Genomic DNA, 14869 nt, shown 5'->3' on the forward strand with positions numbered 1-14869 from the left:
GATCGCCCCTCACCCCGAAAAGCCTGCGCTGGCAGGTGTCAGGCCAGAGGGATGACATCCTCCGACGCGGCCGGGTCCACCCGCTGGCGGCACGGCAACATCGCCAGACGTGCTGCCTGCTCGCGGATGTCGGGAATGGCCGTTATTTCCCAGAACGCGGCGCGGGAAACCGGCCCAAGGGCCAGGATCCGGTCCACGGGCCTTCCATCCCGGTCGATCAGCCTTGCGTCCAGCGCCACGTCCAGCCCGATGCGCAACGGGTCGATCCGTGCCGTGCCGCGCGCCAGCAGGTCGCGGATCAACGGGCTGCCATGCGCCTCCAGATCCCGAAGGATGCCGCGACAGTCGATGATCCGGGCGGCCGGGATCCTGGCCGTGGTGCCGTCCCGGTGGTGCACATGCGCAAGTCGCTGGCCGGTCGACCTTTCCGCCCTCTCGAAGGTGCCACGCCGGATCACCAGCTGCTCCCGGATCAGTGCATCGCGCAGCGTGTCCCACGAGGCGGGGGGAATGCGGTGGCGGTGGACCCCCCACCAAGGGGCCGCATGGCGCAGGAACCGCCGGCGTTGAGTCAGGGACATGTCCCGCCAAATGCGGTGAACATGGGGGCGGATGCTGTCCACCGCGTCGCGCCAGCTTCCGCCGCGGGCCTCCGCCTCTGTCGCCAGCGCCCGACCCCAATGCAGCAAGGCGCTGATCTCGGCGCCCAATGGGGGTTCCACCGGAACGGGATGGGGAAGGACCTCCCCATGCGCCAGGGGCAGCAGCCCGTGGCGCGAGATGGAGACGATCTCCCCCCGGTGCCCGGCATTGAGGAGCGACAACGTCTGATCCACCATGCTGAGACCGGAGCCGATGATGACCACGCGCCCGTCCGGGTCCACCGCGCCCTGAAAGCTCCAGGCGCTGTCCAGATCGGGCTCCGGCTCGGGGACGGCGTGGCCGGTCGCGAGGATCGCCCGGTCGGCGTTGATGGTCCGGCCGTCCGAAAGCTGCGCGGTCACGCCCCTTTCACTGTGATCCAGCGCCACCACCTCGCCCCGCAGGATCGTCAGACGATCGCTTTCCTTCCAGGGCTTAAGGAGATCGCCCATGTAATGGCCGTAGGTCGTGCGGCTGACGAAACCGTTCGGGCCCGGACCGCGCCCGCGGGCCGCCAGCCAATCCTGGAAGTGATGGGGCTGGTCGGGGAACGCGCTCATGTTGTGGACGCGGGTGTTCAGCAGGTGATCGGGGTCGGTGGTCGAATAGGCGATGCCGCATCCCAGCAGATCGCCCTTTTCGACCAGAGTGACGGCGGTGTCCGTTCGCCTCAGCAGGTGGGCCGCCATGAGGACGCCACTGGCGCCGCCGCCGATGACCAGAACCTGGTGGGGGGACAGGTCCTTCATGCGCTTTCCGCCAAAGGTTCGGGCGCGCGCACCGGTGCCAGCCCGTAATGTTCGCGCAGGGTGCGGCCTTCGTAGTCTTCGCGGAAGATCCCGCGCTTGCGCAGGATCGGGACCACTTCGGCGGTGAACAGCTCCAACTGCTCGTAGATGACGGGCGGCATCACGTTGAACCCGTCGGCCGCGCCGGAGGTGAACCAGTCCTCGATCACGTCGGCCACGCGTTCGGGCGTGCCGGCGAACGTGAAGTGGCCGCGTGCGCCGGCCAGCTTGCGCAGCAGTTCCCGCATCGTCAGCCCGTCGTTGAGCGCGAGGGTCGCGATGCCCATGGCGCGGCTCTTGGAGGCCTCCACCGTGGCGGGATCGGGGAAGTCGCCGGCGGTCAGCGGGCGATCCAGCGGAACGCTTGTGAAGTCGTGTCCGCCGAAGCGCGCGGTCAGTCGCGTCAGGCCCAGCTGCGGGCTCGTCAGGTCGTCCAGTTCCTCGAACACGCGGTCGGCTTCGGCCTGGGTCGATCCGATGGCCGGGCTGATGCCGGGCAGGATCACCACGTCCTGCGCGCGGCGGCCCTGCGCCGTGACGCGTGCCTTCAGGTCGGCATAGAAAACTTGCGCGGGTTCCTTTGACAGATGCGCGGTGAAGATCGCCTCCGCCCACTCGGCGGCGAAGGCGCGGCCATCCTCGGACTGCCCGGCCTGGATGTAGACGGGTCGCCCCTGCGGCCCCGCCGGCACGTTCAGGGGGCCGCGCGTGCGGTGGAAGGGGCCGCGGTGGTGAACGGGATGGATCAGCGCCTCGTCGGAATAACGGCCACTGGCGCGGTCGTCCAGCAGCGCCTCGGCTGGCCAACTGCGCCAAAGGGCGTCCACCGCCTGCATGAAGTCCGCGGCCATGGCGTAGCGTTCGCCATGCCCCGGTTCCGCGTCATACCCGTAGTTCTGTCCCGCCAGCGGCGCCCAGGAGGTGACGATGTTCCAGCCCGCCCGCCCGTTCGAAAGATGGTCCAGCGTGGCGAACTGACGCGCCAGCGTGTAGGGCAGGCTGTAGGTGGTGGACGCGGTGCCGATCAGCCCGATGCGGTCCGTCACGGCCGCCAGCGCCGACAGCAGCGTGATGGGCTCCAGCACGCCCGAGGCGACGAGGCCGCCGCTGGCCGGTGCGACCAGCGCGTCCGCCAGGAAGATGGCGTCGAAACGCGCCTCCTCGGCGATGCGGGCGGCCCTGGTGTAAAGGGCAAGGTCCGTCAGCGCCTCGGGGGCGGAGCGGGGGTGGAGCCACGCGCTTTCATGGTGACCGCGGGGCATCAGGAACAGGTTCAGGTGAAGCTTGCGTGTCATGGGATGTCCAGTTCAAACGGTGTTCGTGTCGACGCCAAGGCTCGACAGGAGGGACCGGCGCAGCGCCTCGAAGTCCGGGTGGCTGCCGCGGCGGGGATGGGCAAGGTCCACGCGGTGATCCTCCGCGATGGTGCCGTCGCGCAGCACGAGGATGCGGTCCGCCAGCATGAGCGCCTCGTCCACATCATGGGTCACGAGGATGACCGTGGGGCGGCGGCGTTCCACCAGCTGGAACAGCAGGGCGTGCATCCGCAGCCGTGTCAGCGCGTCCAGCGCGCCGAAGGGTTCGTCCGCCAGAAGCAGTTCGGGACTGCGCAGCAGCGACCGCGCAAGGGCCGCGCGCTGCTTCTGCCCGCCCGACAGGGTGTTCGGCCAGACATCCGCCTTGTCGCCGATGCCGACGGCGGCCAACATCTCCCGCGCGTCCGCCTCGGCGGTCGGGTGGCGCAGGCCGAGGGTCAGGTTCTCGATCACGCGCAGCCAAGGCAGAAGCCGCGCGTCCTGGAACAGGACGGACACGCTGGCGGGAATGGTGTAGGTGCCGTCACCCTCCGCATCCTCGTCCAGCCCGGCCAGCGCGCGCAGAAGTGTCGTCTTGCCCGAGCCGCTTTCGCCCAGAAGGGCCACAAACTGCCCGCGCGGGATGTCGAGCGTCAGGTTGCGCAGGACAGGGCGGCCTTTGAACCCGCGCGACAGGTTCCGGATCGCGATCGCGCCGGCCAATGGGGGGTGGAACGTCATGATCCGATCGACCTCCGCCAGGACAGGAAGCGCGCCTCGACCGCGCGGACGGCGGCGTCCGACAGAAGGCCAAGAGCGGCATAGATGAAGATGCCGACGACGATGATGTCGGTCTGTCCCCAGTCGCGCGCCCGGTTCATCAGATAGCCGATGCCCGTTTGGGTGTTGATCAGCTCCAGCACCACCAGCGCGGTCCAGCACAGCGTCACGGCAAGGCGGAGCGAGACGAAGAAGCCGGGCAGCGCGCCGGGCAGGGCGACCTTGCGGATGAACTCCGACCGGGTCAGGCCCAAGGTGCGCGCCAGTTCCACATGGCCGATGTCGATGCCCCGCAGGGCCGCGTGGGTGTTGATGTAGACGGGAACAAGAACGGCCGTGAAGATCAGGAAGGTCTTCATCGCCTCGCCGATCCCGAGCCAGAGGATCACGAGCGGGATCAGCGCCAGCGTCGGGATCGCGCGCTTGACCTGCACAAGGCCGTCGATCAGCGCCTCGCCGCTGCGGGTGAGGCCGGCGGCCAGCGCGAGGACAAGGCCCGCGATCACGCCAAGGAACAGGCCCGCATAAGCCCGCCCCGCCGAAGCCGCGAGGTGCGGCAGCAGCGTGCCGTCCAGTGTCATCTCCACCGCCGTCGCCACGGCCGTGGACGGCGCGGCCAGCGTGTAGGGCGACAGAAGCCCCACACGCGAGGCCGCCTCCCAAAGCGCCACCACCAGAAGCGGGCCCAGAAGGCGCGCACCACGGGGAAGGCGGGACGGCACAAGGGCCGCAGGGCGCTTGTTCGTGCTGCCGCGGACGATCCGGATGGGCGGGATGTCGGTGGCGCGTGTCATGTCGTTCATCGGAAACCTCCGTTTCAACGTGCCGCTTCGATGATCGGGTCGAATTCGCTGGTGAAGGAGCCCTTGGCGTCGAGCGTCTCGGGCAGTTCGCCCGCTCCGGCGAGGATGTCGATCAGCCGCTGGTGGTGCGGGATCGCCTCGGCCGAGGTCTGGAATTCCATGGGGGACTGGGAGGCGAGGATGGCAGCCGTGTCCTCGTCCGGGATGCGCTGGAAGTCTGCGTAGTAATGTTCGCCCCACGCCTCGCGGTTCTCGTTGCTCCAGGTGCCCGCCTTGATCGTGGCGGTCAGGAAGGCGCCGATGGCGGCCTTCTTGGCTGGATCGGCCAGCGCTTCGGGGCGGGCATAGATGTACCAGGTGCCTGGCAGAAGGCGCCGCTCCTCGGGGTCGGCCACCGTGGTGGCGCCGACCTGCGCCTTCAGGCGCGTCACATGCGGTTCCTGCAGCACGGCGACGTCCACCGCCTTCGTCCGGATGGCATCCGGCAGGTCGGCGATGCGCAGCGGCACCGGCTCCACATCCTCTAGGGTCAGGCCCGCGCGGTTCAGCGCCTCGATCAGGTAGGCCTGACGGCCGGATCCTTCGATGTAGCTGACGCGCTTGCCCTTCAGGTCCGCCAGCGTGCCGATCGTGATCCCGGAGCGGGCCACCAGCCGGTATTCGGAAATCTCGCGGTGGACGGTTGCGACGATCGGCAACAGCGTTCCCGAGGCGCGGGCCTGGATCGGTGGCGTGTCCCCGACATAGGCGATGTCGAGTGCGCCCGCCCGCATCGCCTCCAGAATCGCGGGGCCGCCAGCAAAGTTCGGAAGCTCCAGATCGAATTGAAGGGAGTCGTCCTGGCCGCTGGCCTCAAGAAGGTTGCGGATCAGCTCGCTCTGGTCCCCCACGACAAGCGTCGTGTTCGCGGGCACCTCTTGCGCTACGACGGGACTTCCGGCCAGCAAGATGGCCACGAGTGCGATCAATCGGGAGGTCGACGACAGGATCGGCATGATCAGTTCCTTCACTGGACAGCCAGAACTTCGCATGCCCAAGAGAGGAATCAATATCTACAAAGCCAGTCGTGCTTATTTGGAAGGCACTTGTTGTGCTGGCGGGGCGGCGGAGAAGAAATGAAGCGTGACTGGGCCGTAGGCGGTGGAAACATGCTCCCTCTCGAAAAGCCAACCCGATGCATGATGACGGTTGCCGATCCTTTGCGATCCCATGATCCGCCCGTTCAGACATACCTGAGGGAATTTCGAGAGCCATCTTAACCTCCATCAGCTCCGCATCCCCTGCAACAAGCGTAGATCGTCGGAAAGCGTTGGCACCCGACCTTGGATCCCCCGCTTCAACACTCTTCGGCTGATGTAAGCCAGTCGCACAAGAAAATGTCATAGAACCAGAGGGTTTCGGCGGCGTTGGCTTCGGAAGCAGATCAAGGAGACAGCATGTTCGGACACAAGACCAAGGTGCGCTACGCCGTCGTCGCGGGTGGGCAGATTTCGCAACAGGCGTTCATGCCCGGGATCGGGCGGACGGACAATTCGGAACTGACGGCGCTGGTCACCGGCGATCCGATCAAGGCCGATAAGCTGGCCGGGCTCTACAAGATCAAGGCATGGTCCTATGAAGAGTATGCGGCGCTGCTGGCTTCGGACGAGATCGACGCCGTCTATGTCGCGACACCCAACTTCCGCCACACAGAATTCGTGGTGCCGGCCCTGAAGGCGGGGAAGCATGTGCTCGTGGAAAAGCCCATGGCCGACAGCGTGGAAGATTGCGAGCGGATGCTGGCCGCGCAGCGCGAAACGGGGGCCAAGCTGATGGTCGCCTACCGCCTTCACCACGAACCGGGCAACGTCGAGATGTTCACGCGCGCGCAGAACGGTGACTTTGGCGAGCTGCGCGCCTTCACCTCCGCGTTCACGCAGGATGTGGCCGAGGAAAATTCACGTGGGCATAACGGGTACTGGTGCGGACCTGTCCCGGACATGGGAACCTATCCTCTCAACGCCGTGCGCAACCTGTTCGGACAGGAACCCATCGCCGTGCACGCCGTGGGCACGAAGACCCCGAGCCGCGGCTTCAACTTCCATGATACGGTGGCCGTGACGCTGCGTTTCGAAGGCGAACGCACCGCGCAGTTCACCGTCAGCTACGCCACCGCGTCCGCTGAAAACTTCACGCTTGTGGGGAAGAAGGCGACCATCCACGCCTCGCCCTGCTTCATGTTCGGGCCGAAGGTCGGCATCTCCTATACTGAAACCACGGCCGAGGGGACCAATACCCACAGCTTTGACCCGGTGGAGCAGTTCGGCAACGAGACGCAGTACTTCTCCGACTGCATTCTCAATGACCGGCATCCGGAAGCGGATGGCGAGGAAGGGTTGTTGGACGTTCGCGTGCTTGCCGCCGTGGAGCAGTCCCTAGAGACGGGTGAGACGATCCTTCTGGAACCCGCGCGGCGCAGCCGTCGTGTGCATCCTGACCAGGCACTGAAGCTGAAGCCTGCGAAGGAACCCTCGGAAAACGAGCTGATCCACGTCATTCCGCAGTCGGCGTGACGTAGACGACGCTACAATACGACGATCCTCCTGTTCCGCAGCCGCCTTGACGGGGAGCGGGCAGGGGAGCGTCTGGGGTCGACGACGTGGCCTCCCTCGCACCTTTCTATCTGAGGAAAAGGTGGACGCTGTCCATCTGTCGAGCCGAACCTGGGCTGCAGACCCATTGTTTTGAGCGGTTTTGCAGGATTCAGCCTCCGCAAGGAGACCTGAGTGATGAGCAATCCTTACTGGCTGAACGACGCGCAGATGGAGCGCTTGAAGCCCTTCTTTCCGAAAAGCCATGGCAAGCCGCGCGTCGATGATCGACGGGTGCTCAGCGGCATGATCTTCGTCGATCGCAATGGGTTGAGAGGGTGCGATGCGCCCAAGGAGCATGACCCGGCCAAGACCCTCTACAACCTCTGGCCCGGCTCCCGACATCTCAACCGCGTCTCAAGATTTCGTCAGCCTTGTAAGGAAATAACCTCAGAGCCTCGGCCCGTTCTATGATCGCGTCGATACAGCTCTGCAGTTTTGGGTCCGCCCGCCGTTCAGGCAGTACATGGATGCCCATGACGGCAATGCGCTTGTTGTCGTCTGGGTCTGTCTCCACGGCGACCAGCCCCTGTTCTACGAAATAATCCTGCAAGACCATGCTGTGGATCAATATGGCATCCGTGGTGCGGACGAACTCCATGCAGGCCTCGAGCGAGTTCGATGTGAAGGCATGGCCCAGCCGTTTCACTTCATCACCGCTTGAAAGCAGCCGCCTGTGTCGCGTGACCGGGGGATAAGCCATGGTCGTCGGATAAGATCGGATTTCGGCCTCTCGGCAGATGCGGCCATGCAGAGGATGATCACGACGGGTGTAATACCCGTCGGAGGCATATCCCAGGGGAATGAAGTCTACTTCCAGTCCTTGCTTCAATCGGTCGATACGGTGACCGATGAACAACGAGATATCGCCCGCGATCAGTTGATCCATGCACTGCATCATGTTGCCGATGCTGACGTTGATGGGCGCCCTCGGATTGGCTTGGTGATGTGCCACGACATAGTCGCGCAAGATGAGGATCCAGGTGGAATAACCGGTGCCGATGCTGATGCCTTCTTCGTATTCGGCCTTCTGGCTCGCGATCGTTGCAAGTGCGTTCGACTTAAGGCGACTCATGAAGACGGCACTGCTGTACAGCGTTTCGCCGTAACGTGTCAGTTGCACGCCGCGTGAGGAACGGCGGAACAGTTCGACACCCAAGCTCTCTTCCAGTCGTTTGATGTTGTAGCTGAGTGCCGGTTGAGACACCCGCAATTCCTCTGCCGCAGCCATAAAGGAACCGGCATCCGCCACCGCCACGAAATGTTCCAAGGCTTTGTCCATCGATCCCGCTCACGAGTCTGCCATCAACTTCGTTTATGGAATGGCCGAAATATTGTATTTGTCCAGAGATGCCACCTGCGTACACTGAAACCCGGTGAATGATGACGCGAGGGAGGCGCATTCACCGACACACGGTGTGGGAGCGCCGAAACAGCGCGGACGTTTTGCTGCTGGAACGCTTGACGGGAACCGCGCAGCCTGGGGAGGAACATATGATAACGTCCCGTATGGGTCGGCGCCGGTTTGTCGGCGCTGGACTCGCGATGTCTGCCTTGCCGCACATGATCGGCCGGGGCGCACTGGCGCAGGAACCGGCCAACATCCGCATGATCTGGTGGGGCGGTGACGAGCGGTCACGCCGCACCGAAGCCGCGGTCGAGCTGTTCCGGCAGGCCAATCCGGGTATCGCCATCCAGACCGAGTCCATGGGATGGGACGATTACTGGGCGCGGCTCGCCACGCAGGTTGCCGGGGGCAATGCGCCGGATTTCATCCAGATGGATTACCGTTACATGTTCGAATACGCCCGGCGCGGCGCCATTCGTCCATTGGACGAATTCATGGGGAAGGAGTTGAAGATCGCCGATTTCGGCCAGGCGAACCTGGACAGCTGCTCCATGGACGGTAAGCTCTACGGCGGCAATGTGGGCGTGAACGCTTATACCCTCCTCTTGGACACGGCGGCATGGAATGAAGCGGGCCTCGAACCGCCCGGCCATGACATGACCTGGGACACGTTTGCCGAAAAATGTGCGGACTTCACCAAGACGAACAAGAGACCGCGCGTCTACGCCACGGCTGACGGAAGCTGTCAGGAAGCGCTGTTCGAAGCATGGCTTCGCAGCCAGGGCAAAGCGCTCTACACTCCCGACGGCACTCTGGGCTTTGACGCTGACGATGCCGCTCGATGGTTCGCCTACTGGGCCGAAATGCGGAAGGCCAGCTCCTGCGTGCCGGCGGATGTGCAGGCGCTGTACAAGTTCTCGCCGGAAAGCTCGCCCATTGTGCTGCGGCGAGCGGCGACGGACTTCGGTCATTCAAACCAATTTGTCGCGTTCCAGACGTTGATCGACGTGGACCTTGCCATCACGGGCACCCCGGTGATGGAGGGTGGCGCGCCGGCCCAATATTTCAAACCATCCCAGTTGTTTGCCATTTCGTCCGGGGCGAAGAATCCGGCGGCCGTGGCGCGGCTGATCAACTTCCTGATCCGCGAACCGGAAGGTGCGAAGATCCTGGGACTGGATCGGGGTGTTCCCGCTTCGCCGGAAATCCGGGATGTGATCATGCCGGAACTGGATGAGACGGGACGCAAGGTGGTGCAGTTCATCGAGGACATGAGCCCTAGGATCGGGCAGCTGCCCCCCTCGCCCCCGCAAGGCGCAGGCGAGGTGAACGACACCATCATCCGCATCAGTCAGGAAGTCGGCTTCGACGCACTTACCCCTGAAGAGGGCGGCGCCAATCTCGTGGACGAAGCCGCAGCCATCCTGAAGCGAGGGTGACGGGTCATGTCCGCTGACACGCTGCCAAGGCGCCAGGTCAGGAAGCGGAGCCGGACCGGAACATGGATGACGGGGGCGATGCGGCGCAACGGGGCGGGCTATCTGTTCCTTGCGCCATGGCTTCTCGGCTTCTTTCTTCTGACGCTCGGTCCGGCGCTCGCCTCGCTGTATCTGTCCTTCACCGACTTCGACCTGCTGACCTCGCCGGAATTTGTCGGCGCCCAGAATTACGTGCGCATGGTGACGGCGGACGCAAAGTTCGCGTCTTCCATGAAGGTCACGCTGCTTTACGTGCTGTTTTCGGTGCCGCTGAAGCTGGCCTTCGCGCTGACGGTGGCGATGCTCCTGAACCGGGGGATGCGCGGACTGCCTGCCTACCGTGCAATCTTCTATTTGCCATCCCTTCTGGGCACCTCGGTGGCCATCGCGGTGTTGTGGCGGCAGCTCTTCGCCTCGGACGGGCTGGTCAACAGCCTGCTCGCCCAGATCGGGATCGAGGGGCCAAGCTGGATTTCCAATCCGAACTACTCGCTTTACACGCTGGTGATCCTGTCGGTCTGGCAGTTCGGCTCGCCCATGATCATCTTCCTTGCCGGTTTGCGCCAGATACCCACGGACATGTACGAAGCCGCCAGCCTGGACGGGGCATCGCCCCGCCGCCAGTTCCTGCGGATCACGCTGCCGCTGCTGTCACCGGTGATCTTCTTCAACCTGGTGATCCAGACGATCGAGGCGTTCAAGGCCTTTACGCCGGCCTTCATCATCTCGGGCGGGTCGGGGGGACCGATCAACTCCACCCTCTTCTACACGCTTTACCTGTATCAGGAGGCGTTCGGCTATTTCCGCATGGGCTATGCCTCGGCGCTGGCTTGGGTTCTGGTGATCATCATCGCGATCTTCACGGCCATCGCCTTCCTGACCACGAGATACTGGGTGCATTACGATGACTGACACCCCCCATGAATTGCCGGGCCACCGACCGGCGCATCCGAAGCTCAACTCCACCCTGCGGCACGCACTGCTGATCGCCGTGTGCTTCATGATGATCTATCCCATCCTGTGGATGCTGTCGGGCTCGCTCCGCCCGGCCGAGGAACTGTTCGGCGGCGATGCCGGCCTCATCCCCTCGCAGGTGACGGTCAGCGCCTATCCGGACGGATGGTTCGGGTTGCAGGTCAGCTTCGGCCGCTTCTTCGTTAACTCGCTGATCATCGCGGTGTTGTCGACGGTGGGAAACGTGGTGGCGGCCTCGCTCGTGGCCTATGCCTTCGCGCGGTTGCAGTTCTTCGGCCGGGGGTTCTGGTTCGCGCTGATGCTGGGCACGCTGATGCTGCCCTATCACGTGACGCTGATCCCGCAATACGTGCTGTTCCGCAACCTCGATCTGGTGAACACGTGGTGGCCGCTGATCCTGCCGAAATATTTCGCGGTGGACGCGTTCTTCATCTTCCTGATGGTGCAGTTCTTCCGCGGCATCCCGAAGGAACTGGACGAAGCGGCGCGGATGGACGGATGCAGCGCGTGGCGCATCTACTGGAAGATCATCCTGCCCCTCTCGATGCCGGTGCTGGCCACGGCCGCCATCTTTTCGTTCATCTGGACGTGGGAGGATTTCTTCGGCCCCCTCATCTACATCAGCGAGATGCGCAACTACACGGTCCAGCTGGGCCTGCGCTCCTTCATCGACTCCAGCGGCACCTCCAGCTGGAACGAGCTTTTCGCGATGTCGGTGCTGTCGCTGGTTCCGATCTTCCTGATCTTCCTCTTCTTCCAGAGGTTGCTGATAGAAGGCATCGCAACAACCGGCATGAAACGCTGACGCTCTTCCGTCCGCCCATGAGGGGCGGGCGCCACGCGGGCCCAGAGATTGGAACGGCGAATGACGACCAGAATAGAGTTAAGGAATGTCGAGAAACGCTACGGTGCGTACGACGTGATCCGAGGGATCGATCTTGAGGTCAAGCCGGGGGCGTTCACCGTCTTCGTCGGTCCTTCGGGCTGCGGAAAATCCACCCTGTTGCGCATGATCGCAGGTCTGGAGACGATCTCGAACGGGGACCTGCTGATCGACGACCAGAAGATGAACGACGTGGCGGCCTCCAAGCGCGGGATCGCAATGGTCTTCCAGTCCTACGCGCTTTACCCGCATATGAACGTCTACAAGAACCTGGCCTTCGGGTTGGAGACCGCCGGTTATGCCAAGCGCGAGGTGGACCGTCGGGTCAGGGCCGCAGCCGAGACGTTGCAGATCACGGATTATCTTCAGCGCAAGCCGAAGGCGCTGTCGGGCGGCCAGCGGCAGCGCGTGGCGATCGGCCGGTCTATCGTGCGTGACCCAAAGATCTTCCTGTTCGACGAACCCTTGTCGAACCTGGACGCCGAGTTGCGGGTGCAGATGCGGGTCGAGATTTCCAAGATGCACGAGCGGTTGGGCAACACGATGATCTATGTCACGCATGATCAGGTTGAGGCGATGACCATGGCCGACCAGATCGTGGTGCTGCGGGGCGGCAAGGTGATGCAGGTCGGATCGCCGCTGGAACTTTACAACGCGCCCGCAAACGAATTCGTGGCGGGGTTCATCGGTTCGCCGAAGATGAACTTCCTGCCGGTCAGGATCGGGGACGATGGCGGCGTTCTGTGCGCCGGCCGCCGGCTGGAGATGGGCCGGCAACTGACCGGCGCGCCCGGTGCTGCAGTGACGCTGGGCATCCGCCCGGAACACATCACCCTTGGGGGCGGAGGTGAACCGCTGGCGGAAGGGCGGGTTGACCTCGTCGAACATCTCGGCGGCAGCACTGTTCTGCATGTCAGGCCCCGAGTGGGGGAAGGCGTGCTGAGCGTCGTCCTGCCGGGGCAGCAGCCGTGCCACACCGGCGACGTTGTCCCGCTCCACGTCGATCCTGCACGCTGCCATTTCTTTGATCGCGAGGGGATCACCCTCCGCTCGTAACGCCAGCCTCTCGACAGTCATCCCGCCTCGGTTCCGACAGGGACCGGGCCAGCCACACCTGACCCGACGGTTGTCGTCCGGGCCTGATCCACAGGAGAAGAAGATGCGCAGGAAATACGCGCTAGTCGGTACAGGGTCCCGTGCCCGCATGTTCTATGAAGCCGTCGCGGGCGCCTATCGCGAAACCGCCGAGTTGGTGGCGCTGTGTGACACCAACCAGACGCGCATGGACTACACCAACCGGCTGCTTCAGACGGATTTCGACCATCCGGCCCTGCCCACTTACAAGGCCACGGATTTTGGCCGAATGCTGGAGGAGACGGGCGCGGATGCGGTGATCGTCACCTCGATCGACCGCACCCACCATATCTACATCATTGCCGCACTCGAGGCAGGGCGCGATGTGATCACCGAAAAGCCGATGACGACCGATGTCGACAAATGCCAGCAGATCATCGATGCCGTGAAACGAACCGGCCGGTCCGTCCGTGTCACGTTTAACTACCGTTACGCGCCCCACAATGCGGCCGTGCGCGAACTGATCGCCTCGGGCGGTATCGGAGAGGTGTTCTCGGTCCATTTCGAATGGCTGCTGGATACCAAGCATGGCGCCGATTATTTCCGCCGCTGGCACCGGGACAAGCGAAACAGCGGCGGGTTGATGGTGCACAAGTCCACTCACCATTTCGATCTGGTCAACTTCTGGCTGGGCAGCCAGCCCGAAATTGTCTTCGGCATGGGCGACCTGCGCTTCTATGGCCGCGCCAACGCCGAGGAACGGGGCGTCTTCACGCCCTATACCCGCACTACCGGAGTGGACGCCGCAAGGAATGATCCATTTGCCATCGACCTGACGGCCAGTCCCACCCAGAAAAGCTTGTACTGGGAGGCCGAGCACGAGGACGGCTATCAGCGCGACCAGAACGTTTTCGGCGACGGGATCAGCATTGAGGACACCATGCAGGTCATGGTGCGCTATCGCAACCGCGCGGTCATGACGTATTCTTTGAACGCCTACGCTCCATGGGAAGGATTCAATGTCAGCTTCAACGGGTCAGGTGGGCGGATCGAGCTGATGGTGCGCGAAACGTCCTACATCAACGGGGGCGGGGCCGCCGAACAGGAAGGGGCCGCCGAGGGTATTCAACTGTACCACTTCCCGCTGCACGGCACCCCCCGTGTGGTTCCCGTAGAGATGGGAGAGGGGGGGCACGGTGGAGGCGACAACCGGATGCTGGCCGACATCTTCGGAAAGTCTAACTCCGGCGGGGCATATGCGGCGGGATATCGCGACGGAGCCATGTCAATCCTGACGGGACTCGCTGCGAACCGATCCTTTACCACCGGATTGCCTGTCGAGGTTTCCGGCATGATCAAGCTTTGAAGATGCAGAGGCGGAGCTTTGGGCTCCGCCATCCGAGGAAAGTTCGTGGGAAAGCTGATCTGCTGGCCTGATCGGGGTAGATCCCACGACCGAGCCGCAGTTTTCTTTCCATTGCGACCGTCTGCTCAACTTTTGCACTGACCTCTCTGGCAGAAGCAGGGCATGGCCTCTTTAAATCATATATGTGGCGGGGCCGCCAATGGACCGTTGATCGCCGGGAATGTGCGAAAAACCGCTGATACTCCGCGCGGTCTCGTTCCTCTCGCGGGTCGATACCGGGGCCCTCGGAGGAGCAACGTGCCACGGCGCTGGCGGACAGGAACAGGCCACGCCCCGGTCTGTCCGGAGCCAAGGCCTTGTCATCGCGAAGCTTAACCGGATGTTCGACCAGAGAGCCGGTATTGTGGAACGAGTACTCCATCCATGTACGATCCGGCTGGGCGGCTGCCAGATGAACGCCCATCTCCAACGGCATATTGCGGATCGAAAGCTCGCGGGGAATGTTCATGTGCCAGCCAGGCGGCCGCATCGTCGCGGGGATCACGCTATGACAATTGATGATGTCGGCACAGCCTCCCTCGATCAGCTTCACCTCGCTTTCAGGTCCAGATATTCACGGAATTGACCAACATGTCGGGGCCGCCGCGCCGCACACCTTGAAGCCCTTCAAAGTCATCGCGCGCGCAGAGGTCTTCTGCCCAGTAGATGTCGACACCACTGGTCCGGTATCCGATCGCGCTGTGGGGTCGGTCTTCGTTGTGGTGTCGACGCCAATCCTCCAGCTTTTCCCGTGCGACCGCGAGGCTC

General features: G+C 63.6%; 13 protein-coding genes and 1 pseudogene. 7 read left to right on the forward strand and 7 right to left on the reverse strand.

What is annotated here, in order from left to right; genetic code table 11:
• Positions 1–38: 38 nt before the first annotated feature.
• Genes ACSHZY_RS11100 through ACSHZY_RS11120 form a run of 5 tightly spaced genes read right to left on the reverse strand, consistent with a single transcriptional unit; the run spans position 39 to position 5303 of the window.
• Positions 39–1391, reverse strand: a complete 1353-nt coding sequence (locus ACSHZY_RS11100; RefSeq protein ID WP_435169082.1) for an FAD/NAD(P)-binding protein — start codon at positions 1389–1391, stop codon at positions 39–41.
• Positions 1388–2725: an LLM class flavin-dependent oxidoreductase gene (locus tag ACSHZY_RS11105; protein ID WP_435169084.1), complete on the reverse strand. Its 1338-nt coding sequence runs from the start codon at positions 2723–2725 to the stop codon at positions 1388–1390. The genes ACSHZY_RS11100 and ACSHZY_RS11105 overlap by 4 nt, the downstream gene beginning before the upstream one ends.
• A gap of 12 nt (positions 2726–2737) precedes the next feature.
• On the reverse strand, positions 2738–3466 hold the full coding sequence (locus tag ACSHZY_RS11110) for an ABC transporter ATP-binding protein (RefSeq protein WP_435169086.1): 729 nt from the start codon (positions 3464–3466) through the stop codon (positions 2738–2740).
• The gene (locus tag ACSHZY_RS11115) at positions 3463–4308 is read right to left on the reverse strand and encodes an ABC transporter permease (RefSeq protein WP_435169088.1); all 846 of its coding nucleotides are present in this window, start codon (positions 4306–4308) and stop codon (positions 3463–3465) included. Before ACSHZY_RS11115 ends, ACSHZY_RS11110 begins: the two co-directional genes overlap by 4 nt.
• 14 nt (positions 4309–4322) lie before the next feature.
• Positions 4323–5303, reverse strand: a complete 981-nt coding sequence (locus ACSHZY_RS11120) for an ABC transporter substrate-binding protein (protein WP_435169090.1) — start codon at positions 5301–5303, stop codon at positions 4323–4325.
• 441 nt (positions 5304–5744) lie between these two features.
• Between ACSHZY_RS11120 and ACSHZY_RS11125 the strand changes: the two genes are divergently transcribed.
• On the forward strand, positions 5745–6860 hold the full coding sequence (locus ACSHZY_RS11125; protein ID WP_435169092.1) for a Gfo/Idh/MocA family protein: 1116 nt from the start codon (positions 5745–5747) through the stop codon (positions 6858–6860).
• A 216-nt stretch (positions 6861–7076) separates the two neighbouring features.
• Positions 7077–7268, forward strand: a pseudogene (locus tag ACSHZY_RS11130) (transposase); the annotation flags it as partial.
• Between the two features lie 16 nt (positions 7269–7284).
• On the opposite strand, the gene ACSHZY_RS11135 reads toward ACSHZY_RS11130, so the two are convergent.
• Complete coding sequence (locus tag ACSHZY_RS11135; RefSeq protein WP_435169094.1) at positions 7285–8208, reverse strand: LysR family transcriptional regulator; 924 nt, start codon at positions 8206–8208, stop codon at positions 7285–7287.
• Between the two features lie 293 nt (positions 8209–8501).
• Here ACSHZY_RS11135 and ACSHZY_RS11140 point away from each other — a divergent pair, with 293 nt between their 5' ends.
• From ACSHZY_RS11140 to ACSHZY_RS11160, 5 genes are all read left to right on the forward strand, one after another.
• Entirely contained in the window at positions 8502–9725 is a 1224-nt protein-coding gene (locus ACSHZY_RS11140; RefSeq protein WP_435169096.1) for an ABC transporter substrate-binding protein, read from the forward strand.
• Between the two features lie 6 nt (positions 9726–9731).
• The gene (locus ACSHZY_RS11145) at positions 9732–10676 is read left to right on the forward strand and encodes a carbohydrate ABC transporter permease (protein ID WP_435169098.1); all 945 of its coding nucleotides are present in this window, start codon (positions 9732–9734) and stop codon (positions 10674–10676) included.
• On the forward strand, positions 10669–11544 hold the full coding sequence (locus ACSHZY_RS11150; RefSeq protein WP_435169100.1) for a carbohydrate ABC transporter permease: 876 nt from the start codon (positions 10669–10671) through the stop codon (positions 11542–11544). Before ACSHZY_RS11145 ends, ACSHZY_RS11150 begins: the two co-directional genes overlap by 8 nt.
• A 60-nt stretch (positions 11545–11604) precedes the next feature.
• Positions 11605–12678: an ABC transporter ATP-binding protein gene (locus ACSHZY_RS11155; RefSeq protein ID WP_435169102.1), complete on the forward strand. Its 1074-nt coding sequence runs from the start codon at positions 11605–11607 to the stop codon at positions 12676–12678.
• A 103-nt stretch (positions 12679–12781) separates the two neighbouring features.
• Positions 12782–14062 carry a Gfo/Idh/MocA family oxidoreductase gene (locus ACSHZY_RS11160; RefSeq protein WP_435169104.1) on the forward strand — a complete coding sequence of 427 codons (1281 nt, stop codon included), beginning with the start codon at positions 12782–12784 and terminating at the stop codon, positions 14060–14062.
• A 599-nt stretch (positions 14063–14661) separates the two neighbouring features.
• Here the strand turns inward: ACSHZY_RS11160 and ACSHZY_RS11165 are convergent.
• Positions 14662–14869 (reverse strand): integrase core domain-containing protein (locus tag ACSHZY_RS11165; RefSeq protein ID WP_435169106.1); only part of this gene is annotated, 208 nt, incomplete at its 5' end.

This window comes from Falsirhodobacter sp. 1013, from assembly GCF_051195255.1.
In the GTDB taxonomy this organism is placed as follows: domain Bacteria; phylum Pseudomonadota; class Alphaproteobacteria; order Rhodobacterales; family Rhodobacteraceae; genus Falsirhodobacter.

Coding starts and splice junctions, on each gene's coding strand:
- ACSHZY_RS11145 (WP_435169098.1), top strand. CDS start 9,732: ATGTCCGCTGACACGCTGCCAAGGCGCCAGGTCAGGAAGCGGAGCCGG.
- ACSHZY_RS11120 (WP_435169090.1), bottom strand. CDS start 5,303: ATGCCGATCCTGTCGTCGACCTCCCGATTGATCGCACTCGTGGCCATC.
- ACSHZY_RS11160 (WP_435169104.1), top strand. CDS start 12,782: ATGCGCAGGAAATACGCGCTAGTCGGTACAGGGTCCCGTGCCCGCATG.
- ACSHZY_RS11115 (WP_435169088.1), bottom strand. CDS start 4,308: ATGAACGACATGACACGCGCCACCGACATCCCGCCCATCCGGATCGTC.
- ACSHZY_RS11100 (WP_435169082.1), bottom strand. CDS start 1,391: ATGAAGGACCTGTCCCCCCACCAGGTTCTGGTCATCGGCGGCGGCGCC.
- ACSHZY_RS11110 (WP_435169086.1), bottom strand. CDS start 3,466: ATGACGTTCCACCCCCCATTGGCCGGCGCGATCGCGATCCGGAACCTG.
- ACSHZY_RS11150 (WP_435169100.1), top strand. CDS start 10,669: ATGACTGACACCCCCCATGAATTGCCGGGCCACCGACCGGCGCATCCG.
- ACSHZY_RS11125 (WP_435169092.1), top strand. CDS start 5,745: ATGTTCGGACACAAGACCAAGGTGCGCTACGCCGTCGTCGCGGGTGGG.
- ACSHZY_RS11105 (WP_435169084.1), bottom strand. CDS start 2,725: ATGACACGCAAGCTTCACCTGAACCTGTTCCTGATGCCCCGCGGTCAC.
- ACSHZY_RS11155 (WP_435169102.1), top strand. CDS start 11,605: ATGACGACCAGAATAGAGTTAAGGAATGTCGAGAAACGCTACGGTGCG.
- ACSHZY_RS11140 (WP_435169096.1), top strand. CDS start 8,502: ATGATCGGCCGGGGCGCACTGGCGCAGGAACCGGCCAACATCCGCATG.